At 58.2% G+C, this 22,231-nt stretch carries 23 protein-coding genes and 1 riboswitch; of the genes, 13 read left to right on the plus strand and 10 right to left on the minus strand.

Translation table 11 applies throughout. The annotated features are described in order from the left end of the window. Positions 1-3 precede the first annotated feature (3 nt). From QE408_RS15815 to QE408_RS15825, 3 genes are all read left to right on the plus strand, one after another. A complete protein-coding gene (locus tag QE408_RS15815) occupies positions 4-1,674 on the plus strand; it encodes a nitrite/sulfite reductase (protein ID WP_306932815.1) in 1,671 nt (556 codons plus the stop codon). Positions 1,675-1,684: 10 nt separating this feature from the next. Then, positions 1,685-2,191 carry a DUF934 domain-containing protein gene (locus QE408_RS15820; protein WP_306932817.1) on the plus strand — a complete coding sequence of 169 codons (507 nt, stop codon included), beginning with the start codon at positions 1,685-1,687 and terminating at the stop codon, positions 2,189-2,191. Between the two features lie 145 nt (positions 2,192-2,336). Continuing rightward, positions 2,337-3,149, plus strand: a complete 813-nt coding sequence (locus tag QE408_RS15825) for a ferredoxin--NADP reductase (RefSeq protein WP_062425338.1) — start codon at positions 2,337-2,339, stop codon at positions 3,147-3,149. A 68-nt stretch (positions 3,150-3,217) separates the two neighbouring features. On the opposite strand, the gene QE408_RS15830 is transcribed toward QE408_RS15825, so the two are convergent. Further along, entirely contained in the window at positions 3,218-4,477 is a 1,260-nt protein-coding gene (locus QE408_RS15830; protein ID WP_306932820.1) for an MFS transporter, read from the minus strand. A gap of 138 nt (positions 4,478-4,615) precedes the next feature. On the opposite strand from QE408_RS15830, the gene QE408_RS15835 reads away from it, so the two are divergent. Next, entirely contained in the window at positions 4,616-5,116 is a 501-nt protein-coding gene (locus QE408_RS15835; protein ID WP_306932823.1) for a hypothetical protein, read from the plus strand. 36 nt (positions 5,117-5,152) lie between these two features. Here the strand turns inward: QE408_RS15835 and QE408_RS15840 are convergent, their stop codons facing one another. From QE408_RS15840 to QE408_RS15860, 5 genes are all read right to left on the minus strand, one after another. Then, complete coding sequence (locus QE408_RS15840; protein ID WP_306932825.1) at positions 5,153-6,289, minus strand: GGDEF domain-containing protein; 1,137 nt, start codon at positions 6,287-6,289, stop codon at positions 5,153-5,155. Positions 6,290-6,454: 165 nt separating this feature from the next. Beyond that, positions 6,455-9,319 (minus strand): aminomethyl-transferring glycine dehydrogenase, encoded by a 2,865-nt coding sequence (gene gcvP, locus QE408_RS15845; RefSeq protein WP_306932826.1) that lies wholly within the window; start codon positions 9,317-9,319, stop codon positions 6,455-6,457. Continuing rightward, entirely contained in the window at positions 9,319-9,681 is a 363-nt protein-coding gene (gcvH, locus tag QE408_RS15850) for a glycine cleavage system protein GcvH (RefSeq protein WP_306932829.1), read from the minus strand. The genes gcvP and gcvH overlap by 1 nt, the downstream gene beginning before the upstream one ends. A gap of 15 nt (positions 9,682-9,696) precedes the next feature. Further along, the gene (gcvT, locus tag QE408_RS15855; RefSeq protein ID WP_306934819.1) at positions 9,697-10,836 is read right to left on the minus strand and encodes a glycine cleavage system aminomethyltransferase GcvT; all 1,140 of its coding nucleotides are present in this window, start codon (positions 10,834-10,836) and stop codon (positions 9,697-9,699) included. Positions 10,837-10,990: 154 nt separating this feature from the next. Beyond that, positions 10,991-11,078, minus strand: a riboswitch (glycine riboswitch). A gap of 127 nt (positions 11,079-11,205) precedes the next feature. Further along, positions 11,206-11,391 carry a DUF3008 family protein gene (locus QE408_RS15860; protein WP_306934820.1) on the minus strand — a complete coding sequence of 62 codons (186 nt, stop codon included), beginning with the start codon at positions 11,389-11,391 and terminating at the stop codon, positions 11,206-11,208. Between the two features lie 121 nt (positions 11,392-11,512). Here QE408_RS15860 and QE408_RS15865 point away from each other — a divergent pair, with 121 nt between their 5' ends. Beyond that, the gene (locus QE408_RS15865; RefSeq protein WP_306932831.1) at positions 11,513-11,920 is read left to right on the plus strand and encodes a hypothetical protein; all 408 of its coding nucleotides are present in this window, start codon (positions 11,513-11,515) and stop codon (positions 11,918-11,920) included. A 76-nt stretch (positions 11,921-11,996) separates the two neighbouring features. Next, complete coding sequence (locus QE408_RS15870; RefSeq protein WP_306932833.1) at positions 11,997-12,998, plus strand: copper chaperone PCu(A)C; 1,002 nt, start codon at positions 11,997-11,999, stop codon at positions 12,996-12,998. Positions 12,999-13,064: 66 nt separating this feature from the next. Here QE408_RS15870 and QE408_RS15875 read toward each other — a convergent pair whose 3' ends face one another. Together QE408_RS15875 and QE408_RS15880 are read right to left on the minus strand one after the other, a co-directional pair. After that, a complete protein-coding gene (locus QE408_RS15875; protein WP_306932835.1) occupies positions 13,065-13,493 on the minus strand; it encodes a plastocyanin/azurin family copper-binding protein in 429 nt (142 codons plus the stop codon). A 190-nt stretch (positions 13,494-13,683) separates the two neighbouring features. Then, positions 13,684-13,956 (minus strand): hypothetical protein, encoded by a 273-nt coding sequence (locus tag QE408_RS15880; RefSeq protein WP_306932837.1) that lies wholly within the window; start codon positions 13,954-13,956, stop codon positions 13,684-13,686. Positions 13,957-14,155: 199 nt separating this feature from the next. On the opposite strand from QE408_RS15880, the gene crcB reads away from it, so the two are divergent. From crcB to QE408_RS15905, 5 genes are all read left to right on the plus strand, one after another. Beyond that, positions 14,156-14,533: a fluoride efflux transporter CrcB gene (gene crcB, locus QE408_RS15885; RefSeq protein ID WP_306932839.1), complete on the plus strand. Its 378-nt coding sequence runs from the start codon at positions 14,156-14,158 to the stop codon at positions 14,531-14,533. Between the two features lie 62 nt (positions 14,534-14,595). After that, positions 14,596-15,588, plus strand: a complete 993-nt coding sequence (locus tag QE408_RS15890) for an RluA family pseudouridine synthase (RefSeq protein WP_296075801.1) — start codon at positions 14,596-14,598, stop codon at positions 15,586-15,588. Next, on the plus strand, positions 15,585-16,241 hold the full coding sequence (locus QE408_RS15895) for an HAD-IA family hydrolase (protein WP_306932842.1): 657 nt from the start codon (positions 15,585-15,587) through the stop codon (positions 16,239-16,241). Before QE408_RS15890 ends, QE408_RS15895 begins: the two co-directional genes overlap by 4 nt. 12 nt (positions 16,242-16,253) lie before the next feature. Continuing rightward, a complete protein-coding gene (locus QE408_RS15900; protein WP_306932843.1) occupies positions 16,254-17,039 on the plus strand; it encodes an ATP12 family chaperone protein in 786 nt (261 codons plus the stop codon). A gap of 83 nt (positions 17,040-17,122) precedes the next feature. Continuing rightward, positions 17,123-17,620 carry a hypothetical protein gene (locus tag QE408_RS15905; protein ID WP_306932846.1) on the plus strand — a complete coding sequence of 166 codons (498 nt, stop codon included), beginning with the start codon at positions 17,123-17,125 and terminating at the stop codon, positions 17,618-17,620. 18 nt (positions 17,621-17,638) lie between these two features. Here the strand turns inward: QE408_RS15905 and QE408_RS15910 are convergent, their stop codons facing one another. Together QE408_RS15910 and QE408_RS15915 are read right to left on the minus strand one after the other, a co-directional pair. Then, positions 17,639-18,844, minus strand: coding sequence for an MFS transporter (locus QE408_RS15910; RefSeq protein ID WP_306932849.1), 1,206 nt, complete (start codon positions 18,842-18,844; stop codon positions 17,639-17,641). Positions 18,845-18,935: 91 nt separating this feature from the next. Further along, a complete protein-coding gene (locus tag QE408_RS15915; RefSeq protein ID WP_306932852.1) occupies positions 18,936-19,763 on the minus strand; it encodes an alpha/beta hydrolase in 828 nt (275 codons plus the stop codon). Between the two features lie 252 nt (positions 19,764-20,015). Here QE408_RS15915 and QE408_RS15920 point away from each other — a divergent pair, with 252 nt between their 5' ends. Continuing rightward, positions 20,016-21,032, plus strand: coding sequence for an NADP-dependent oxidoreductase (locus QE408_RS15920; RefSeq protein ID WP_306932853.1), 1,017 nt, complete (start codon positions 20,016-20,018; stop codon positions 21,030-21,032). 140 nt (positions 21,033-21,172) lie between these two features. Continuing rightward, entirely contained in the window at positions 21,173-22,207 is a 1,035-nt protein-coding gene (locus tag QE408_RS15925) for a GlxA family transcriptional regulator (RefSeq protein ID WP_306932855.1), read from the plus strand. The last annotated feature ends 24 nt before the right edge of the window (positions 22,208-22,231 follow it).

Below are 22,231 nucleotides of genomic sequence, written 5' to 3' on the forward strand. Positions count from 1 at the left end.
ATCATGTACCGTTATGACGAGTTCGACCACGCTTTCGTAAAGGGTCGCGTGGAGCAGTTTCGCGATCAGGTGGAACGCCGCCTGTCCGGCGAACTGGCCGAAGATGCGTTCAAGCCCCTGCGCCTGATGAATGGCGTCTACCTTCAGTTGCATGCCTACATGCTGCGCGTCGCGATCCCCTATGGAACGCTGAACTCCAAGCAGATGCGTATGCTGGCGCATATCGCCCGCAAGTATGATCGTGGCTACGGCCACTTCACCACGCGGCAGAACATTCAGTATAACTGGCCGCGTCTTGCCGATACGCCTGCTATTCTGGACGAGTTGGCAAGCGTGGAAATGCATGCGCTGCAGACCTCAGGCAATTGCATTCGCAACGTCACCGCCGACCACTTTGCAGGTGCTGCGGCAGACGAGGTGGCCGATCCGCGCCCCTATGCGGAGATCCTGCGCCAATGGTCATCCGTGCATCCGGAATTCTCCTTCCTGCCGCGCAAGTTCAAGATCGCCGTGACAGGTGCGGAGCGTGATCGCGCTGCCATTCAGGTTCACGATATCGGTCTGCACCTGAAGAAGAATGATGAGGGCGAAATCGGCTTCGCCGTTTATGTCGGCGGCGGGCAGGGCAGAACGCCGATGATCGCCAAAAAGATTCGCGATTTCCTGCCTGAAGAGGACCTGCTGTCCTACACCACCGCCATCATGCGCGTGTATAATCTGCATGGACGGCGTGACAACAAATACAAGGCGCGCATCAAGATCCTCGTGCATGAGACAGGTGCGGAAGAACTGGCGCGTCAGGTCGAGGCAGAATTCGTTCACCTGAAGAACGGCGAACTGAAACTTCCCGACGCGGATATTGCTGCGATCACCACCTACTTCGCGCCGCCGCAGTTGAAGGACCGTCCCGAAAGCTGGGAGAGCCTCGCTCGCTGGAAGAAGGCGGATGCAGATTTCGCGCGCTGGGTGGATCAGAACGTTCAACCGCACAAGCATCCCGATTATGGCATGGTGACGATCTCGCTGAAGCCGATCGGCGGCATTCCGGGCGACGCATCCGACGAGCAGATGGATGTTGTCGCGGATATTGCTGCAGAATATGCGTTCGATGAAATCCGCATCAGCCATGAGCAGAATATCATCCTGCCGCATGTGGCACTTGCCGATCTGGAACCGGTCTACCGGGCGCTTCAGGGCGCGGGCCTAGCAACCGCCAATGCCGGTCTCATTACCGATATCATTGCCTGTCCCGGCTTGGACTACTGCGCGCTTGCCAATGCGCGCTCGATTCCGGTTTCGCAGGAGATTTCCAGACGGTTCGGCGCGCCTGAGCGCCAGGCTGAAATCGGTGAGCTGAAGATCAAGATCTCTGGCTGCATCAATGCCTGCGGTCACCACCATGTCGGCCATATCGGGCTGCTCGGCGTCGAGAAGAAGGGTGCCGAACTCTATCAGATCACGCTGGGTGGTTCGGGCGATGAGAATTCGTCGATCGGTGAAATCATCGGTCGTGGCTTCGAGCCGGAGAAGGTAACGGACGCGGTGGAGACGATTGTCGATACCTATCTCGGTCTGCGCCTGTCGAAGGAAGAAACCTTCCTTGAGGCCTATCGCCGGGTTGGACCGCAGCCATTCAAGGATGCCCTTTATCCCGCAGCCGCAGCAGCTGCCTGAGGATCATGACATGACCAAAATCTGGAACGAACACGGCTTCGTCGAAAACGATCCCTGGGTCATCGAGACCGAAGAGGTCAAGGCGGGCGAGGGGCAGAATACGGTCCTGCCGTTGGAAATGTTTCTGACGAGAGCGGCTGAAAGCAACGATGTCGGTCTCGGCGTGCTCATTACGCCGGCCGACGACGTGACGAGGCTTGCGCCCTTCATCGATCGTATCGCGCTTGTTGCCGTCAGCTTCCCAGCCTTCAATGACGGACGCGGCTTCAGTCACGCATCGCTTCTGCGCACGCGGCTGAATTATCAGGGCGAGTTGCGAGCCGTCGGTGACGTTTTGATCGACCAAGTGCCATTGATGCTCAGAACCGGGTTTACCAGCTTCGCCGTTACCAATGAGACGGCGATCCGCCGCTTGTCGGAAAACCGGCTGCCTGGCATCAATGTCTACTACCAGCCGACGGCAACACCAGCAGCCGAAGGTGAAACCTATAGCTGGCGCAGGCGTGCGGCAGTATGAGCCATTGCTCGGAAATATGAGTTTGAGATACATATTTTTACCTGCATAGCTCTAATGACATTCCTGTACCTTCAAAATGCGGTGCGGATAGTGTATTCCCCGCATCGAGAATGTCTGGCTTTTTTGTAACATGGACGGAAAGAAAATGAACGCTCCAGCCAAAACGGAAGAATTTGCGGTCAAGATCCCTGACGGCGTCTATGCCGAAACGGTTCTTTCGGTTGAGCATTATACCGATCATCTTTTCCGATTCCGCATGACGCGCCCGGCTGGCTTCCGCTTCCGATCCGGCGAATTCGCCATGATCGGCCTTATGGTCGGTGACAAGCCGATTTATCGCGCTTACTCGATCGCCAGCCCGGCCTGGGATGAAGAGCTTGAGTTCTTCTCCATCAAGGTGCCGGATGGTCCCCTGACATCTCATCTCCAGGCAATCAAGCCAGGCGATACCGTGCTGATGCGCAAGAAGCCGACAGGAACGCTTGTGCTCGACGCGCTGACACCCGGCAAGCGCCTCTATATGTTTTCGACCGGCACGGGCATTGCACCTTTTGCAAGCCTCATCCGAGATCCGGAGACGTATGAGAAGTTCGAGGAAGTGATCCTTACTCACACTTGCCGCGATGTCGCCGAGCTGAAATACGGTTTCGACCTTGTGGAAGAGATCAAGAATCACGAGTTCCTGAGTGAGATCGCCGGCGACAAGCTCAAGCATTACGCAACAGTGACGCGTGAGGAATATCCCTTCAAGGGCCGCATCACCGATCTGATCGCAAACGGCAAGATGTTTGCCGACCTCGGTGTTCCAGCTCTCGATCCTGCGATTGACCGTGGAATGATCTGCGGCTCTTCAGCGATGCTGAAAGACACCAAGGAACTGCTGGAGAAGGCCGGTCTAACTGAAGGCGCCAATAACAAGCCCGCTGAATTCGTCATCGAGCGCGCATTCGTCGGCTGATGTCATTATAATATCGAAAGGAAAAGGAGGCCACGAGCCTCCTTTTTTGTTTTCAGCAATGCCTTGGTTTACTCTGTCTCAGGCTCATCCTTTGGAACGATGTCTCGCCGGAAGAGAATAAAGAGCAGGATCGCAATCGCTGCGACACCACCGCCCACCAGATGCGAAAGAGCAAAGCCACCCTCCGTGGTGAGCCACCCGGCAACGCCGTTGCTCAACGATGCACCAATGCCCTGAACGGTCATCACACTTGCAAGACCCACATTGAAGCGGCCCGTGCCCTTTAAAATCCGCTCCACAGCAACAGGTGTCGCAATGCCGAGAAGACCGGCTCCAATGCCGTCGAGTAACTGTACCGGATAGACGACCCAGAACTGTTCGAAGGACGCAGCGAGCAGCCCACGCACTGGCAGAGCGGTGAGCGCAATCAGAAAAACTGCTGAAAGGCCGAAGCGGCGGATGAGCCAAGGTGCAAGTGCTGCCACGAAGATCATGGCGAACTGCGCCACACCCGTAATAATCGCCGTCGTCTTGAAAGGCGAGTTGAGCTCAACGGCAAAATCCTGAGCGATCAGTCGGCCCATTGGCGCATTGCCGAAATGGAATATCAGCAGAATAATGGCAAGCAGGATCAGGCCGCGCTCGTGCCACAACACGCCAAAGCCCGATGGCCCGGGCTCGCCTTCATCATGGCCCAGACCACGTGCCACCTTGTGATCGATATGGTCAGGATCAATTGCCGTGATCGCAATCAGTGTTCCAATGGCGGTGATGATCATCAGGCCTATGACGCCAGAAATTCCGAAATAGGAAACGGCAACATAGGTGGCAAATAGCGAGGCAAAATTGCCGCCATGGTTCCAAAACTCGTTGCGTGAGATTTGCTTGGAAAACAGCTTTTCTCCGACGAGACCGAGCGTCAAACCAGCCAACGCCGGACCGACGGTTGCGCCGACAACCGCCGTCATGATCTGACCACCCCAGACAATGGTCTCGGTGGGGAAGATCAAGGTCAGAAGCGCGCCGGCAGTTACGAGAATGACCGGCCCGGCAATCAGCGCCCGCTTCCACGTCGTCCCATCCACCAATGCGCCGCAAAGGGGTGTTGCCGCTAGGCCAACAAGGCCGCCGACAGTCGCGATGATGCCCAATTGCATGGGCGACCAGCCGTTGGTGGCCAGAAACGCGTCGAGGAACGGACCGAGCCCATCACGTGCGTCTGCCAGGAAGAAGTTCAAGACGGCGAGGGCAAAAAGAGTGCGATCGCTGATGCCGCTCGGCCTGCTCAGAGCGCCTCGGCCAGCGGAAGAAGAGGTGAGGATTGTCATCGGCGTGTTTCCGAATAGGGGGTGAAGCGAGCGACAAACGCACGAAAACGTTATTGGTTGCTATGGATCATAACGATCTAAATTAGGAACTCTACGGATGTCTTCGCCGTTCGCGTTCCTTGATAGGGAGCGATCACCATGAAACTGAAGACAGCCTGCCTTTTCGCCTTAGGCGCAATGATGTCTACGCCCGCAGCAGCGGATGAAACTGCCTTTCTGTCCTCGCTTGGTGGAAGCTGGAAAGGCAGCGGCACAGTGACCACGCGCATCGGCTCTCGCCCTGTCAATGTCAACTGCACCTTCCAGACGACGGCGTCAGGACCTTCGTTGCAGATGAATGGCACCTGCCGTGGCTTCGTGGTCGTGCGCCGATCGATCTCCGCAGACTTGACGGCAAGAGGCACGAGATACAGTGGAAACTATGTTGGCCCATCAGGGCGGCCATCTGCACTCAGCGGCAGCCGCAAAGGCGAAGACATCAATCTGACAGTCCGCTGGAACCGTGACATCAATGGCGATCGCGTGGCCGGAATGACCATTAGCAAGCTCGGACGCGATGGTTTGAGGCTGCGCACGACGGACAGGGACGGAGCCAACGGACCGAGCGTCGTTACCGCGGATATCAGGCTCACGCGATAACACGTGGTCCGAAGGCACCGCCGTATAGCCGGCGTCTCAGGCAGCTTCGCCGAGATCTGCCACGGTGGTATTTCTGCCTGCATTCTTTGAGGCGTAGAGAGCAGCGTCCGCACGCGCATAGGCCTGCTGAAAGCTTTCCTCGGGCTTTAGCCGCACGACGCCAAAGCTTGCGGTCACAGCCGCCTTTAGACCAATGTCGGGGTAGAGAGCGGGTACGCTGGTGCGCAGACGCTCCACGCGCTCCAGCACGTCTCGCCCGTCGCTGGATGCGATGAAGAAGGCGAATTCCTCGCCACCCATTCTTCCAACCAGGTCCCGAGGACCCGCGGCGTCTTGCAGATGGCGAGCAAAGCGACGAATGACCTCATCTCCCGTTGCATGACCCAGGCTGTCATTGATGGACTTGAAGCGATCAAGATCGGTCGCGACAATAAAGCCAGCTTCTTTCGCCGCCACGCGCTGGGCAGCAAGCCTCTCCTCAAAACCTCGGCGGTTCAGCAGGGTCGACAGGTAGTCATATTGCGCCTGCTTCTGCAACTCTGCGGCAAGATCCGCAGCCAGGATGAAGAGCGTCAAGATTCCAGTCGCCATCATGCCCGTTGGCGTGCCGAGCGACAGGAGAATAATGAAGGACGCCTCGTTTATCTCCCCACCAGGCCGGGCCATCCACGCCGCAATACCGACGGAGAGAATGTAAAGCCCAAAGAGTGCCAAGGCTATACGTATCGATGGCGACACGCCTTTGGCGTGCCTACGGAGAAAGACGATCATTCCAACGAAGAGAGCATCGGCCGCTGACGTCGTAACCCGCGATGCCATCCGCCAATCGAAAGGCTGCGCGCTCCAAAACACCAGGATGGCAACAGCGGACAATGCCCAGAAAACAGAGATCAAACGATGGTCGAGATTGGCGCGGGAGCGGAACCCAATAGCCACCAGCGCGAAACTCCCGATGGAAGCCTGACAAGCGAGCATTGCCATGGCGCTCTGATACTCCGGCCAGATGACGCCAAGGACCCGGACGCCATGCCCGGCTGCCGATAGGATGAAGGAGAGCGCCCAGAAGACGGCATAGAACTGGACCCCGAAACGCCGCCATGCCGAAAGCAGCGCCGTGCCGAAGAACAGGCTGACAGAAACGATGCTGAGCGATGTGGCGATAGGAGAGAGCATAGCCAAAATTTTTAAAAGAACAGATGTCAATTGCTTTTATACGGCGTGCAGCCCTGTCCGCACAGTGGCTCTATTGGACATCTTATAACGACGGCTATCAAATCGTGAATCGGGACCGAACAAAACGAAAGAAGCCCGGATCGCTCCGGGCTTCGCTATTTGGCCTTACTCCGCCGCTTCCTGATACTCGCTCATGGGCGGGCAGGTGCAGATGAGGTTGCGGTCACCATAGACATTGTCGATGCGGTTGACCGGGGACCAGTACTTGTCCACGCGGAAGGAGCCCGGCGGGAAGCAACCCTGTTCGCGGCTGTAGGGACGATCCCATTCGCCGACGAGGTCTTCGACGGTGTGCGGGGCATTCTTCAACGGGTTGTTGAGCTTGTCCGCACGACCTTCCTCGATGTCGCGGGCCTCCTGGCGGATGGTCAGCATCGCGTCGCAGAAGCGGTCGATTTCGGCCTTCGTTTCAGATTCCGTCGGCTCGATCATCAAGGTTCCTGCGACCGGCCAGCTCATGGTCGGGGCGTGGAAGCCGCAGTCGATCAGACGCTTGGCCACGTCATCCACGGTCACGCCGCAGCTGTCGTTCAGCGGGCGCGTGTCGATGATGCACTCATGCGCCACGCGGCCGGCCTCGGACTTGTAGAGCACGTCGTAAGCGCCCTTCAATCGCGCGGCGATGTAGTTGGCGTTGAGGATCGCAACCTTGGTCGCCTGCGTCAGCCCTTCGCCGCCCATCATCAGGCAGTAGCTCCAGGAGATCGGCAGGATGGATGGAGAGCCGAACGGGGCGGCCGAGACGGCACCAGAGCGACCGTCGCTTGCAGGATGCCCGGGAAGGTAAGGAGCAAGATGTGCTTTGACGCCGATCGGCCCCATGCCAGGACCACCGCCGCCATGCGGAATGCAGAAGGTCTTGTGCAGGTTGAGGTGGCTGACGTCGGAGCCGATATCGCCAGGTCGCGACAGTCCAACCATCGCGTTCATGTTGGCACCGTCCAGATAGACCTGGCCGCCATGGGCGTGGACGATATCGCAGATCTCGCGAACCGTCTCTTCAAAGACGCCGTGGGTCGACGGGTAAGTGATCATGCAGCATGAGAGGTTTTCCGCATACTGCTCTGCTTTTGCACGGAAATCATCGATATCGATATCGCCGTTTTCCTTTGCCTTGACGGGGACCACCTTCATGCCAACCATTTGCGCGGAGGCAGGGTTGGTGCCGTGCGCGGAGGTCGGGATCAGGCAGACATCGCGGTGCGCATCGCCACGGGCGAGGTGGTAGTTGCGGATCGTCAGCAGACCCGCATACTCACCCTGCGCGCCGGAATTCGGCTGCATGGAGAAGGCATCGTAACCAGTGACAGCGCAAAGCTTGGCGGAAAGGTCGTCGATCATCTCCTTATAGCCCAGCGCCTGATCGGCAGGGACGAAAGGATGGATGTCGGAGAATTCCGGCCAGGTGATCGGCAGCATTTCCGCTGTCGCGTTGAGCTTCATGGTGCAGGAGCCGAGCGGGATCATTGCTCGGTCGAGTGCCAAGTCGCGATCCGAAAGACGACGGATGTAACGCGTCATTTCGCTTTCGGCGCGGTTCATGTGGAAGATCGGATGCGTCATGTAAGCACTTGTACGCAATAGATCTTTCGGCAGTCGATATTCCGGATCAAAGTCGGCGATCGAGAAGTTGCCGCCAAAGGCGCGCCAGACTGCTTCCAGCGTTGCCGGGCGGGTGCGCTCGTCAAGGCTCATGCCGATCTTGGTGGAGCCGATCTTGCGAAGGTTGACCCCTTCGGCAACTGCGGCACGCAGGATCAGCGCCTGCATGTGGCCGACATCGACGGCGATCGTATCGAAGAAGGTTTCCGGCTCAATCTTGTAGCCAAGCTTCTCCAACCCCTTTGCCATCAGCACCGCCTTCTGGTGGGTCTGCTGGGCGATGGCCTTGATGCCCTGTGGACCGTGGAAGACGCCATACATGGATGCCATGACGGCCAGCAGAACCTGGGCAGTGCAGATGTTCGAGGTGGCCTTCTCGCGGCGAATATGCTGCTCGCGGGTTTGCAGCGACAGGCGATAGGCGCGGTTGCCGCGCGCATCGACCGACACACCAACCAGACGGCCCGGCATGGAGCGCTTATGCGCATCCTTGACCGCCATAAAGGCAGCGTGCGGGCCACCGTAACCGACCGGAACGCCAAAGCGCTGCGAAGAGCCGATCGCGATATCCGCGCCCATCTCACCGGGAGATTTGAGCAGCGTCAGCGCCAGCAGATCGCAGGCAACAGCTGCGATAGCACCCGTCTGGTGCAGCCGCGAAATGAGACCGGAGAAGTCACTGACGTGGCCGTGCGTGCCGGGATACTGGAAGATCGCGCCGAAGACGTCCACCGGATCGAGATCCGTGAACGGATTACCGATCACGACTTTCCAGCCAAGGGGCGCAGCACGCGTTTCGATCAATGCGATGGTTTGCGGGTGGCAATTGGCATCGACGAAGAAGGCCGTCGCTTTGGACTTTGCCACGCGTTGGCACATGGACATGGCCTCGGCAGCAGCCGTTGCTTCATCGAGAAGCGAGGCGTTGGCAACGTCTAGCCCGGTCAGGTCGGATATCATCGTCTGGAAGTTCAGGAGCGCTTCGAGACGGCCTTGCGAGATTTCCGGCTGATAGGGCGTATAGGCCGTATACCAGGCGGGGTTTTCCAGAATGTTGCGTTGGATGACCGGCGGCGTGATCGTGCCATAGTAACCCTGGCCGATCAGCGATGTCAGAACCTTGTTCTTGTTGGCTGTCTCGCGCAGGCGGTCGAGTGCCTCGCGTTCGGTCAAGGCAGCACCCCAGGCAAGCGGGTCTTTCTGACGGATGGAGGAGGGCACGGTGGCATCGATCAGGGCATCCAGGCTCTTATAGCCGATGACCTTCAACATCTCCTCCATTTCAGCCGGCGACGGGCCGATATGACGACGATTGGCGAAGTCATAGGGCTGGTAGTCGGTGAAATGAAATTCAGTGGGCGTGTTCATTACGCGACCAGCTCCTTATAGGCGGCTTCATCGAGCAGCGCATCGGCATCGGCGGTGTTGGAAAGCTTCAGCTTGAAGAACCAGCCGGCACCCTGCGGGTCGGAATTGACGAGCGACGGATCGTCGACAATCGCCTGGTTGATCTCGACGATCTCGCCATCCAGCGGACAATAGACATCCGACGCTGCCTTGACGCTTTCAACGGTCGCGGCTTCTCCATTTTTGGAAAAGGTCGCGCCGACTTCGGGCAGTTCAACGAAGACCAGATCGCCGAGCTGTTCTGCGGCGTGCGTGGTGATGCCGACGGTGGCAACATCGCCTTCGATCTTCAGCCACTCGTGTTCCGGGGTAAATTTCAGCATGGGTTTCTCCGCAGATTAGCGCTTGTAGGTGGGTGTAATGAAGGGCAGGGCAGCGACGGTTACGGGCAGATACTTGCCGCGCACTTCGGCAAAGATCGCCGTGCCGGGTGTCGTATAGTCGGTTGGCACGTAGCCCATGGCAACGGGGCCTTCCACAGTTGGGCCAAAGCCGCCCGAGGTAACTTCTCCGATTTCGGTCTTGCCCTCGGCATCGGCAAAGAGCTTGGAATGACCACGCACCGGCGCCTTGCCTTCCGGCTTCAGGCCAACGCGTCGACGGGCCGTGCCCTTGCCAAGTTCCGCGAGAATACGATCAGCACCCGGAAAACCGCCTTCGCGGTCACCACCCGTGCGGCGCGCCTTCTGGATGGCCCATTCTAGCGATGCTTCGATCGGCGACGTCGTGGTGTCGATGTCATTGCCATAGAGGCATAGACCGGCCTCAAGCCGAAGACTGTCGCGCGCGCCGAGGCCAATGGCCTCGCAATCGGGATGTTCGAGTAGAGCCTTCGCAATGTCCTCGGCCTTGTCGGCCGGAACGGAAACCTCGAAACCGTCCTCACCGGAATAACCGGAGCGGGAGACGATGCAGGGAACGTCGTGCAGCGGAATTTCGCGCACATCCATGAACTTCATGTCGGAGACGCCGGCCCAAAGCTCGGCGAGAACGGCCTCCGCGCGCGGTCCTTGAAGCGCGATCAATGCTCGATCATCGAGCAGCGTGATCTCGCAACTGTCGGAAAGATGTGCCTTCATATGCGCAAGGTCGGCATCCTTGCAGGCAGCATTGACGACGACGAAAAGATGGTCGCCGAGATTGGTGATCATCAGGTCGTCGAGGATGCAGCCATTGTCATCGGTGAAAAAGCCGTAGCGCTGGCGACCAGCCTTGAGGCCAAGGATGTCGACAGGAACCAGCTTTTCCAAAGCAAGTGCAGCGTCCTCGACCTTGCCAGACTTTGCCTTCACGATGACCTGGCCCATATGGGACACATCGAAGAGACCAGCCGATGCGCGCGTGTGAAGATGTTCCTTCAAAACGCCTGCGGGATATTGGACGGGCATATCGTAGCCTGCAAAGGGCACCATGCGAGCGCCAAGGGACAGATGCAGGGAATGGAGCGGGGTGACTTTCAGCTCGGCTGTATCGGCCAAGGACGCCTCCAGGGTAGCGCGTTCGCGCGGGCTCATGTTCATGACACTCTGCGAGCGTCGGGTTCAAGAGCCCCCTCTGTCCTTGTCGCCTGAGATTGTTATCCCTTCGGCGAGCCTGCCCTTCAGTTACAAGGAGGCTTCTCTCCAGAGTTCCGTTCGACCGTTGGTCCTTTTGCCTGAGAGTTTCCGGGGCGGTTGCTCCTTCGGCACCGCATTGAAGCGGTTTCTCCCAACGATATGGAAGCTCATTATCTTTGAAGCTCTTGGATTGGCAAGGACCAAATGACGCAGGCGAACAGTTTTTTGTTCAACCTGCGTCATCAGCCTGTCATCCGATTGGCGATTCTATTTCTTAGAAATAGCTTAAATTCAGCTATCTTTTTTCTCTGGAAGCGTCTTGCGTTTGGTAGACGCCATATCTACAAGTTCTTTCTCTGTCATGGACTTAGCCATGCTTTTTGAAGCGCCTTGTAAACGGGATTTGGGCATGTCGCCACGCTTGGCGGCAAGGGCTGCACCTGCGGCTTTCTGCTGAGCTTTGGATTTTGCTGGCATCGTATCAACTCCTGTCTGACGCGTTGAATGCTGCAAATCAGACGTCACCCATGGAGGAGGTGTTCCGTCGCAGGCCGAGTTGGTCTTTGATTTTGGATCAAAGCACGGTATCGGAATGATCATGAGGGTATTCGGAAGCAACAGGGCAAAGACAATCGAGTCTGTGCTGCGCATAGTCTGCGCCGTGCTGATGCTGTCTCTCGGCTTCGCGCACAAGCCGGTTCAGGCTGCCCCTGTCGCTGCACTTGATGAAGCCTATCGCTTGCCGGATGGCACCTTTGCCGAGATCTGCTCCGAGCATCTGTCGCAGAATCAATCTCAGCATGGCAAGCACAAAGGCGGTGCGATCCTCTTTTGCGAGGCGTGCCTGCTGGCATCCTCCATCCTTCTGCCAACTCCACTTGGAGACGACTGCCTCAATCCAAATCCCGCGTCGCTCGAAAATGCCCTTCTGCGGCAACAAGAGACGGTCAAGCTTTCAGACCTGCGCACCAACCGCGCCCGCGGACCGCCATACTCAACTTTCTGATCCCTTCGCAGACAACGCCGCAGCGCGGCACTTTTAAAAACGGACTGCCATATGAAGCAGCCGCAAGGATCGAAAGATGACAATTATCAAGCACGCCACATTCGTAGCTATCGCAGCCGCTCTCTCGACGACGTCCGCCTTTGCCCATACCAGCTTCGTCAATGGCACGGCGGAGGAGGATAGCACCATCGTTGCTGCCCTTCAGGTGCCGCATGGCTGCGACGGCGGCCTTGCCACCACAGAGGTTCAAGTCGTTCTGCCCGAGGGTTTCATCTCCGCCAAGCCGCAGCCGAAACCGGGCTGGGAGCTGGAGATCATCAAGGGCGACTACCAGAAGACCTACAAGAACCACGGAAAAGACGTGACGGGTGGCCCTATCGAAATTCGTTGGAAGGGTGGCAACCTGCCGGACGATTTCTATGACACCTTCAACATTCAGGGGAAGATCGCAGGTGTTGCGCCAGGCAAGACGCTTCCTTTCAAGGTGAAGCAGCTTTGCGGCGACAAGGGCACCGCAAGCTGGGATCAGATCGCGCCAGAGGGCCAGGACCCGCATTCGCTGGAAAACCCGGCGCCAGTGATCCGCATCACCGCCAAGCAATCTCATGAAGGCGAGGGGCACGCCCACCATGATCATGGCGCGATGACAGACGCGAGTGGCTCCGCCAGCGTGGTTAAGGCTGGGGATCTGGAATTATCGAACGCGTCCACCAAGGCCATGTTGCCGGGGCAGCCGGTTGGCGGTGGCTTTGTCACCATCCGCAACACAGGAGCCTCTGACGATCGGCTCGTCTCGGTCTCGTCTCCCCTGGCAGGTCGCGCCGAAATCCATGAAATGGCCATGGCCAATGACGTCATGAAAATGCGCAAGCTGAATGACGGTATCGTCGTACCGGCCGGTCAGACGGTAGAGCTCTCGCCAGGCGGCCTCCATTTCATGTTCTTCAACGTCAAGAAGCCATTCGCAGAGGGCGAGAAGGTTCCGGTCACGCTCACTTTCGAGAAGGCCGGACAGGTCTCGATCGAGCTTCCGGTTGGTCCCGCCAATGCGGGTGAAGCAAAGCACAATCATAACTGACGGCTCGAAAAAAACTGGCCGTCGGGACGCAAAGGCATCCCAACGGCCATCGACGTTCCAACAGTTCTACTTCGTCACCGTGAGCGTCGCCTGCATTCCAGCCTCATAGTGGCCCTTGATATTGCAGAAGAGCAGATAGGTCCCGGGCGTCAGCTTGGCTTTCAGTTGACCGTCTGCACCAGGTTTCAGATCCGACACTTCGCCAAGGCTCTTCAGCTTCTTTTCATCGACGCGATGTTTGGCTATGTTCAGCGGGATCGCCTCCTCGGGCGACTTCAGCTTGACGAGAACCATCTCGTGCTCTTCCGACACGGCGTCGTTATGGACCATGAAGACGGCTTCGCCAGCTTTGACGCTGGTCTTATCAAGGGTGAGCGTCATCGGCTGCCCGCCTTCGCCGCCTTCGTGAACCATGATGGTGGTTGCGGCAAATGCCGGAGCTGCGAGCGTCAAAGCAGCGACCGCTGCCATCGTCAATTTCGCTAGGGTCTTCATGGTGAACCTCTGTTTCAGTCATTGCGAAAAGAGGTTGGGTGATTTGCCTGACAGGAATCTGAACGTCGTCACAAGGGCCGAAGCTTAAAGCTTGGTCCGAGCAAAACTGTGCAGCGGTTTCGAGATAACGACGTGCGACAAAACAAGGACCTGAAGCGTAGAGAGCGAATCTGAAAGGTCGCGACAGGCCTTAGTCGGACGCGCCCCAATCTTCCTCATAGGCGTGACGAGCCTGCTCCAATGTCGCCTGAGGGTTTTGCCGTCCAGAGGTGAAGAGGGAAAGGGAGGGCGCGGCAGCTGTGAGATTCGTCACGCTATGGTCCGACCCATCGTTACGCGTGATCTGCTTCAACTCCTTGGCAGCCTTTTCAACCTCGCTCTTGCGCGGAGCGCGCTGCGAGGCTTTTGCTCCCTCGGACGCATAAGCCGCGATATTTGCGGAAACCGACCACACCTGCCACATTGCCAGACCTCGATAGCGATACAGAACAGCAATGTAACAGGGCGAAATTTATCTTGAGCTAAACCTAATGGTTGAAATTGATGCGTATTTTAATCATCTGCCTGGACTCGTCGGCAACCGGCATATTTCTAAATCCAGCATCATGGCATAAAGCTGGGGGCGCAATCAGCGTCTATCGATAGTGCCGGAGCCTCTTTGCATGTTGAACATTCTTCTCGTCGCCGTCGGCGGCGCCATAGGCTCCATCGGGCGATATCTTGTCGGGCTTTGGGCAACGCGCCTCGCCGGGCCAAACTTTCCCTGGGGGACGCTGACCGTGAACATCGTGGGCGCCTTCGCCATCGGTCTCTTCGTCGAGATGATCGCGCGCCGCTTCGATGCTTCTGCTGAAATGCGCGTCTTCATCGTCACCGGGATTATTGGAGGCTTCACCACCTGGTCGTCATTCACGCTGGATGCCGTTGTTCTGTTTGAACGGGGAGCACTCGGCCTTTCCGCCCTCTATTTGCTCGCCAGCCTGCTGGTTTCTTTTGCTGCGATCTTTGCCGGGCTGGCCTTGGGCCGCGCTTTGTTTTAAAGGCAAGGCAAAGGCCGCACAGGAACGAGGCGGCAGATCAGAAAAGAAAGACTGGAATTGCCATGGCAGGTATCGAGCACATCAAGGTAGAGGCCGACGAGGCCGGAATGCGTCTCGACCGCTGGTTCAAGATCCACTATCCGGGACTGGGGTTCGGCCAGCTGCAAAAGCTGATGCGATCCGGCCAGGTTCGTGTGGACGGCGGGCGGGTGAAGACCGACGCTCGCGTTCAACCGGGCCAGATGGTCCGGGTGCCGCCGCTCGATGTCGATGCCAAGGTCAAGAGCGGTCCGATCGGCTCCAAGGATTTGAAGCATTCGGAAGACGGCGATCTGCTCAAGCGCATGTTGCTGCATGAGGACGACAAGGTTTTCGTCTTCAACAAGCCAGCCGGTATCGCGGTGCAGGGCGGGTCGGGTGTAAACCGCCACATCGACGGTCTTCTGGAAGCCTGGACGAACCAGAAGGGTGAAAAGCCTCGCCTCGTGCATCGCCTCGACCGCGATACGTCGGGCGTTCTTGTCGTTGCCCGCACGCGCGGCGCAGCGCAAAAACTGACCGCGGCTTTTCGCGAACGCGATACCAAGAAGACTTACTGGTCGCTGGTGAAGGGCGTGCCACGCAAACACCAGGACAAGATCTCGAGCTGGCTGGTCAAAGAGCAGACGCCGGATGGCGACCGCATGCGCATCGCCAAACATGGCGAAGAGGGTGCCGACCACGCAATCTCCTATTACCGGGTCATTGACACCGCCGCGCAGAACCTCGCCTGGCTGGAGATGGAGCCCTATACCGGCCGCACCCATCAGCTGCGCGTCCACGCATTGCATATGGGTCATCCCATCATCGGCGATCCGAAATACTACATCGATGATCCGAACTGGGATTTCCCGGGCGGCATCCAGAAGCGCCTGCACCTGCATGCGCGTCATATCGATATTCCCCATCCGTCAGGCGGGCGCCTCCGAGTCAGCGCGCCCTTGCCGCCCCATATGGTGCAGACCTGGAATCTTCTCGGACTCGACGTTGCCGACGGCGACAGGGACGATCAATGAAGCTTGTTCTGTTCGATTGCGATGGGACGCTGGTCGATAGCGTCGGCCTTATCCATGAAGTCATGGCGCGCACTTTCGTGCATTTCGGATATCCGCGCCCTGATGTGTCGCTGACGAAGTCGATCATTGGCCTGACGCTCGACATCGCTATTGCCCGCATGCAAGGCAAGACGCATGTGGACGACGAAGCGACCGCCATGATGGCGCATTATAAGGCGATCTTTGCCGAAACGCGCGCCGAGGCTGGCTTTCAGGAGCCAATCTTCGACGGCATCATGCCGATGATCGAAAAGCTTGCCAAGCGCGAGGAACTCTTGATGGGCGCGGTGACGGGCAAATCCCGCCGCGGCCTCAATTTGATCATGGATACACATGGTTTCCGCAAGCATTTCATCGTGTCGCGAACGGCCGATGATTGCCCCTCGAAACCCCATCCGGCGATGGTCAGCGAGTGCTGCCACGAGACTGGCATCGTTCCGGCCGATACGGTCGTCATCGGCGATGCGATCTACGACATGCAGATGGCCAAAGCCGCCGGTGCAACGGCTATCGGTGTTGCCTGGGGTTACGCCTCCGTCGACGCGCTCTGGGCCGCAGGTGCGGATGCGATCGTCAACCATCCAAGCGAAATTCCCGGCCACATACCGGGCTGATAAGGACAGAAGATGCGTGATTTGCTGAACGATCTTTCGGAGGGCTTGAGCCATCCAGACCCGATCCGCCGGGCGCAAATCCAGATGCAGAAGCCGCTGCCCAAGCGCTTCTACAAGGACGTCACCGTTGAGGAGGCGGAGGACGGAACCTTTACGATCCATCTCGATGGCAAAACCTTGCGCACACCTGCAAAAAATATGCTGTCTGTACCCACGAGAGCGCTCGCCGTTCTGATGCGCGACGAGTGGGATGCTCAGGCTGAGGTTATCGATCCATCGACCATGCCGATTTCACGCCATATCAATACGGCGATCGACGGCGTTGCCAATGATCCGCAGGCGGTGTTCGAAGATATCCTTCGCTTCTCCTCCAGCGATCTGCTGTGCTACCGTGCGGGCGAACCGGAGGCGCTGATCGAACGCCAGACCGAGCAGTGGGATCCGGTTATCGACTGGGCAGCGAACACGCTGGGCGCGCGCTTTATCCTGATCGAAGGTGTGATGCACCAGGAACAACCACGCGAGGCCGTCGCGGCCTTTGCTGTAACGCTGCGCAAATACGATACACCGATCGAGCTTGCGGCTCTCCACACCATGACCACGATCACCGGATCGGCGCTTCTTGCGCTCGCCTTGGCCGAAGGGGAGAAGTCTCTCGAAGAGGTCTGGGCACTCGCTCACCTCGACGAAGACTGGACTGCCGAACAGTGGGGCGAGGACGAAGAGGCGCAGCAGCGCCGCGCCGTGCGCTTTACCGACATGCGCGCAGCCACCCGTGTTCTTGCTGCAGCGCGGTAAAGGTCGTCGGCGGGACTTAGAGCATTTTTAACCACGATGGATGATGATGCACCCCAAGGGTTACCTAAGGGGAGGCGTCTTTCTTGTATCGGCAACTGAAGCGTTTCGGCATGGTTTTGCTGGCGTCTCTTGCGCTCATGTCTTTCAGGCTTGGACCTGAAACGGGCGAGCGAGACCGGCTGATCTATGACGTGCGGGGCGCTTTCGTTGCCGCCCGGCCGGACATATCGCCGGAGCTTATGCAGTCGATCCACTATCAGGTCGCCAATGCCATCAACGATACGGTGAGAGTGCGTGCGCGCCCGCGAGTCGTGCTGACCATCCGCCTCGAATCCTATACCAAAGGCTCCTTGCTGCTTGGCCAACGAGCTTCGGTGAAGGCCGTGGTACGCGCTGCGGCGGTACAGACGGGCGAAGTCATCGCGGAGGCGAAATTTACCGTCACCGCAATCGGCCTCGACGCATCCACGATAGAGCGGGATCTGGCCTTCGGAGTCGCAGAGCGGGTAATATCCGAGTTCAAGTTGAACCGAACCGCGCCCTCGACGCTTGCGACCGCTTTGTTTCCCGGAAGCCGGTAAGCCAACGCTCGAACGCCGTCATAGGCTGGCGCCAACAACCGGCAACTCGTTTCTTCTGATGGCAATCTCGGCAAGTAGGAGTGATGACAGTCCTGCTGCGAAGAATCCAATTGCCAAATACGTTGTGTTGCCACTGTAGAAGCCGCCAAAGACCACCGCAAAGACGGTGGCAACGAGGCTCGACCCGGACGCGATCAGAGAGGCGCCAAAGCCTGCAACGTTTCCAAGTGTCTGCATTGCCATGGCATTGAGATTGCCAAACAGGATACCGATCGCAAAGAAGGCGAGAAACAGCAGCGTCAAGAACGCCGCGAAGGGCAGGGTGATGCCTGCAACTAAGGTCGCGATCACCATCAATAGAGACACTGCCGTTAAACCGATAAAACCGGCACGCGCCATCGTCACCGCGCCGAGGCGCTGGACCAGCCTCGCATTGATGAACGAAGCAAGGCCCATCGCGACAGCGAGAGCCGCGAAGTAGAGCGGGAAGGTCTCCGCCACGCCATAAGCCTCGAAGAAAAGATCCGCAGCCGTGCTGAGATAGAGGAGCTGTGCCCCGAAAACCAGTCCGGTGGCGACGATCAGCAGCGTCACCCGTGGGCTGGAGAGAATGCGAAATGCGTTCAGAAGCAGCAAACGCGGCCGAAATGGAATACGCCGTGCCACAGGCAGCGTTTCGGGATGCCGAGCAGCAACCCACGCGCCAAGCGCCACAGCGATGACAAAATAGGCGGCAAACACACTGCGCCAGCCGGATATCGCGATGAGCCCCTGCGCAAGAGCGGGGGCAAGCATAGGCACAAGGATAAACAGCGTGAACATGAAGGACATGACACGCGCCATCGCATCACCCTCGAACTGGTCACGGATCATGGCACGGGTCGCAATTTTCGGGCCTGAGACGCCCACGCCTTGCAGGAACCGGCCAATCAGCACCATTTCCAACGACTGGGCAAAGAGCGCGACGACTGTTCCCAGCAGATAGACGCAAAGCCCACCGACGAGCGCCTGCTTGCGCCCGAACGCATCCGAGAGAGGGCCGATGACGAGTTCGCCAAAAGCCATGCCGAAGATGAACAGCGAAATCACGTGATGCGTAGAGAGCGGTGGTGCCACTCCGAGTTCCAGTCCGATCTGCCTCAGCCCCGGCAGCAAAGCATCGATGCTGAGCGAGGTGAGGGAGGTCAGCAAGGCGTAGAGGATCAGGCGGCTGCAGAATGTCATGGATCTGAAACGGATTGACCTCAGGAGTTGGATGGCACCATAGCCCACTGAAGGTTGGGAACAAGATCGTTGATGCCTTTACCGCACAGGTTCAGCGCTTGGAATCCATCCAATCGATGATCGAGTTGGTCACACTGTCTTCTATGCCGTAATAGCCATGTGGCGTGAGTGAGCCGCAATCATCGGATGATCTTGTTTTTCCACCGCTTACTTTCAACACTGTGACGTTCGCCCCCGCATGAAATGCATCCGCGATCTTTTGGGCTGCAGTCGGAGGAGCGACGAAGCATTTGTCATCGGCATTGGCGACGATAAGGGCAGGGACGTCGATTTTATCGAGACCCGCATCGAAGACTGTTTCGCCGCTTCCACCCTTGACGGAAACGGATTCGCTTAGGACCACACCGGCGATGGAGCCGGGCTTCGCATGCGCCGCACCATTCGCCGCCGCAATCGCGCCCTGGCTCGTTCCCAAAAGAAAGATCGGTTTGCCGTCGCGCTTATTCGCGAAAGCGACGATGCGATCGATGACATTCGCATATGAGGGCGCGCTTCTCATGCCGCGCAAATTTGCGTGGTCAATCGTATCCGGGACGATGGTTGCATAACCGCATGCTGACCAGATGGGCTCACTCCGCAAAACATAGTTTTTGTCGTGGCGCACCGACGCATAACGCTTGACACCCACATCCCCAGCACCGCCAGGAAACAGGATGACCGTGCCAAACCGGATACTCGGATCGGCAATCAGGAGCCTTTGTCGCTGCCCATCGTCAAGCGCTATATCCTCGACGGTTCTTGCCGCCGGACCGGCATTGGCGGGCAGGACCTCGCAAGCCCAGCTGGCGGTCTGATAGGTGAAGAGGAATATAACCGACAGAAGATAGGCCGATTGCATTTTTCGCAAACTCAGAGGCATTGTGGCACTCTCACAAATAGGCGCGACAACTTGCATGACTGCGCAGGTTTCATCAAGGCGCCAGCCATGTGAAAGCCACCGGACAAACGCGCACCTCTGACGGCACATGGTCAAAGTGCGGAGGCAGTATGCTGAACCGTCTGGCGTTCGTCGAGCCGATCTTGAGAGAATGCGGAGCTGCTCGCTCTGCACCGACTTGGAAATGCAGCAAGGGTTCCTAGATAAGTCTGACCCCTGAAAGAGGAGCATCAGATGACTTCTGCACGCCGCATCGTTCTTGCAAGCAGGCCCGTTGGCCAACCAGGACCTGAGAATTTCCGCGTCGAGGAGTTCGAACTGCCGGAGGCAGGAGAGGGCGACGTCACCCTTAAGGCTCTCTATCTCTCGCTCGACCCTTACATGCGTGGTCGCATGAGCGACGCGAAATCCTATGCAGCACCCGTGCCCGTGGGCGGTGTCATGGAGGGAGAGGCGATCTCAGAGGTCGTGAAATCCAGACATAACGATTTTTCACCTGGCGATATCGTGCGCGGCAGAACAGGCTGGAGCAGCCATGCCGTTGTCAACGGCGACCAACTTCGCCATGTCGAAACCCACGGCGCGCCGATCACAACTTCGCTCGGCTCGCTCGGCATGCCGGGATTTACCGCATGGGCGGGACTGAAATTTATCGGCCAGCCGAAAGCAGGGGAAACGGTAGTCGTCGCCGCAGCGTCGGGACCGGTCGGCTCGATGGTCGGCCAGCTTGCAAAACTTGCCGGCGCCCACGCCGTTGGTATTGCTGGCGGCAAGGAAAAATGCGCGTATGTCAAGAATGAACTCGGGTTCGACGCCGTGGTCGACCACCGATCGGACAGCTTTGCAACGGACCTTCAGGCCGCTTGCCCCAAAGGCATTGATGTCTATTTCGAGAATGTAGGCGGTCATGTCTGGGACGGCGTACTGCCGCTCCTCAACCAGTTCGCGCGCGTGCCGGTCTGCGGGCTGGTCGCGCATTACAATGGCGCCGGCATTGGTGACAAGGATCGCCTCCCAGCCACAATGTCGACGATCCTTCGCCAGAGCGTTCTTGTGCGGGGCTTCATCCAGATCGAATTCGCCAAAGACCATTTCAATGATTTTCTAGCCGAGATCGGTCCTCGTCTCGCAGCTGGCGAAATCCATTACCGCGAAGACATCGTCGATGGTCTCGAGAAGGCACCCGAAGCTTTTACCGCGATGCTTTCCGGCGGCAATTTCGGCAAGCTGCTCGTCAAGATCGCGGAATGATGGCCCTGTCGTGGCACCGATCACCTGAGCCCGCGGCGCCAGAGAACCCTCGGCCTGACACAGAGGTGGGCCTCGCAAGAGATCACTATTTGCTTGCGCAGGCCTTCGGGATCATGTGACAAGACTCCCGTGGACCAGACATGAAGCACCTCCGGAATCGTCAGGATAGTTTGCCAGCAAAGCGGTTGAAGGTCGGATTCGTTCTGGCCAAATCCTTTACGCTGTCGCCATTTGCGCTGTTCATCGATACGCTGCGGCTGGCCAGCGACGAGACCGATCATTCCGGCCGAGTCTTTGCCGACTGGCATGTTCTGGGCAGCACCAGACATCTCATCACCTCAAGCTGCGGTGTCCAGATCGCGCCGACAAGCGATTTCATCGACCCTTCCAACTTTGATTACATCGTCGTGGTGGGCGGCCTCTTGCGCGTGCCGGAACCCGTCGATCACGCCACCATGACCTTCCTGAAATCTGCTGCCGCCAAGGGCGTGAGGATGATCGGCGTATGCACCGGCTCCTTCATCCTCGCGGAAGCAGGGCTGCTTGACGGCCACGAAGTCTGCGTCAGCTGGCTTCACTACCAGGCATTCCAGGAGCACTTCCCGCATCTCGTCGTGCGGCCCGATCGCCTGTTCCATCTTGAGGGCCGGAGAGGATCTTGCGCCGGCGGCAGCAGTTCCGCGGATCTGGCAAACGTCATCGTCGAGCGTCACATCGGCCGAGATGCTGCCCGCAATGCATTGGAGGTTCTCCAGATGGAAAGGGTGCGAAGCTCGAATGCGCCGCAATCCCGTCAGCCTTTGAAGATGCAAGTCAAGGAGCCGCGTGTTCTCGCCTCGCTGATCACGATGGAGCAGCACCTATCGGGCGACATCAACACCGAGAAGCTTGCTAAATCCGTTGGTCTTTCCCGCAGACAATTGGAACGTCTCTTCGAGATAACAATCGGCATGCCACCTGCATCAGCATATCGCCAACTGCGCCTCGAGCGGGCCTTCGAGCTTTTGACAAATACGGACCGCGAGATCACCGAGGTCGCCTTCGACGTCGGATACGTCAATCCCTCGCATTTCACAAAGTCGTTCAAGCTGGCGTTTGGCGAAACGCCTTCAAGCGCCAGGGCGAGGCGAGGGGCAGAAAGCAAGGGGCAGGGTGAGGCAAGCGAAATAAGCTAGGCTGAACATTCACACTCCCCAGTG

The sequence above is a fragment of the Agrobacterium larrymoorei genome, assembly GCF_030819275.1.
Classification (GTDB): Bacteria; Pseudomonadota; Alphaproteobacteria; order Rhizobiales; family Rhizobiaceae; genus Agrobacterium; species Agrobacterium larrymoorei_B.

What these genes read in the sequence shown, in the direction of transcription:
- QE408_RS15830 (WP_306932820.1), bottom strand. Translation starts at nt 4,477, where the DNA reads ATGACAATCCTCACCTCTTCTTCCGCTGGCCGAGGCGCTCTGAGCAGG.
- QE408_RS15860 (WP_306934820.1), bottom strand. Translation starts at nt 11,391, where the DNA reads ATGCCAGCAAAATCCAAAGCTCAGCAGAAAGCCGCAGGTGCAGCCCTT.
- QE408_RS15870 (WP_306932833.1), top strand. Translation starts at nt 11,997, where the DNA reads ATGACAATTATCAAGCACGCCACATTCGTAGCTATCGCAGCCGCTCTC.
- QE408_RS15925 (WP_306932855.1), top strand. Translation starts at nt 21,173, where the DNA reads ATGAAGCACCTCCGGAATCGTCAGGATAGTTTGCCAGCAAAGCGGTTG.
- QE408_RS15920 (WP_306932853.1), top strand. Translation starts at nt 20,016, where the DNA reads ATGACTTCTGCACGCCGCATCGTTCTTGCAAGCAGGCCCGTTGGCCAA.
- gcvH (WP_306932829.1), bottom strand. Translation starts at nt 9,681, where the DNA reads ATGCTGAAATTTACCCCGGAACACGAGTGGCTGAAGATCGAAGGCGAT.
- gcvP (WP_306932826.1), bottom strand. Translation starts at nt 9,319, where the DNA reads ATGAACACGCCCACTGAATTTCATTTCACCGACTACCAGCCCTATGAC.
- QE408_RS15835 (WP_306932823.1), top strand. Translation starts at nt 4,616, where the DNA reads ATGAAACTGAAGACAGCCTGCCTTTTCGCCTTAGGCGCAATGATGTCT.
- QE408_RS15865 (WP_306932831.1), top strand. Translation starts at nt 11,513, where the DNA reads ATGAGGGTATTCGGAAGCAACAGGGCAAAGACAATCGAGTCTGTGCTG.
- QE408_RS15880 (WP_306932837.1), bottom strand. Translation starts at nt 13,956, where the DNA reads ATGTGGCAGGTGTGGTCGGTTTCCGCAAATATCGCGGCTTATGCGTCC.
- QE408_RS15915 (WP_306932852.1), bottom strand. Translation starts at nt 19,763, where the DNA reads ATGCCTCTGAGTTTGCGAAAAATGCAATCGGCCTATCTTCTGTCGGTT.
- QE408_RS15840 (WP_306932825.1), bottom strand. Translation starts at nt 6,289, where the DNA reads ATGCTCTCTCCTATCGCCACATCGCTCAGCATCGTTTCTGTCAGCCTG.
- QE408_RS15900 (WP_306932843.1), top strand. Translation starts at nt 16,254, where the DNA reads ATGCGTGATTTGCTGAACGATCTTTCGGAGGGCTTGAGCCATCCAGAC.
- QE408_RS15815 (WP_306932815.1), top strand. Translation starts at nt 4, where the DNA reads ATGTACCGTTATGACGAGTTCGACCACGCTTTCGTAAAGGGTCGCGTG.
- crcB (WP_306932839.1), top strand. Translation starts at nt 14,156, where the DNA reads ATGTTGAACATTCTTCTCGTCGCCGTCGGCGGCGCCATAGGCTCCATC.
- QE408_RS15910 (WP_306932849.1), bottom strand. Translation starts at nt 18,844, where the DNA reads ATGACATTCTGCAGCCGCCTGATCCTCTACGCCTTGCTGACCTCCCTC.
- QE408_RS15890 (WP_296075801.1), top strand. Translation starts at nt 14,596, where the DNA reads ATGGCAGGTATCGAGCACATCAAGGTAGAGGCCGACGAGGCCGGAATG.
- QE408_RS15875 (WP_306932835.1), bottom strand. Translation starts at nt 13,493, where the DNA reads ATGAAGACCCTAGCGAAATTGACGATGGCAGCGGTCGCTGCTTTGACG.
- QE408_RS15895 (WP_306932842.1), top strand. Translation starts at nt 15,585, where the DNA reads ATGAAGCTTGTTCTGTTCGATTGCGATGGGACGCTGGTCGATAGCGTC.
- QE408_RS15825 (WP_062425338.1), top strand. Translation starts at nt 2,337, where the DNA reads ATGAACGCTCCAGCCAAAACGGAAGAATTTGCGGTCAAGATCCCTGAC.
- QE408_RS15820 (WP_306932817.1), top strand. Translation starts at nt 1,685, where the DNA reads ATGACCAAAATCTGGAACGAACACGGCTTCGTCGAAAACGATCCCTGG.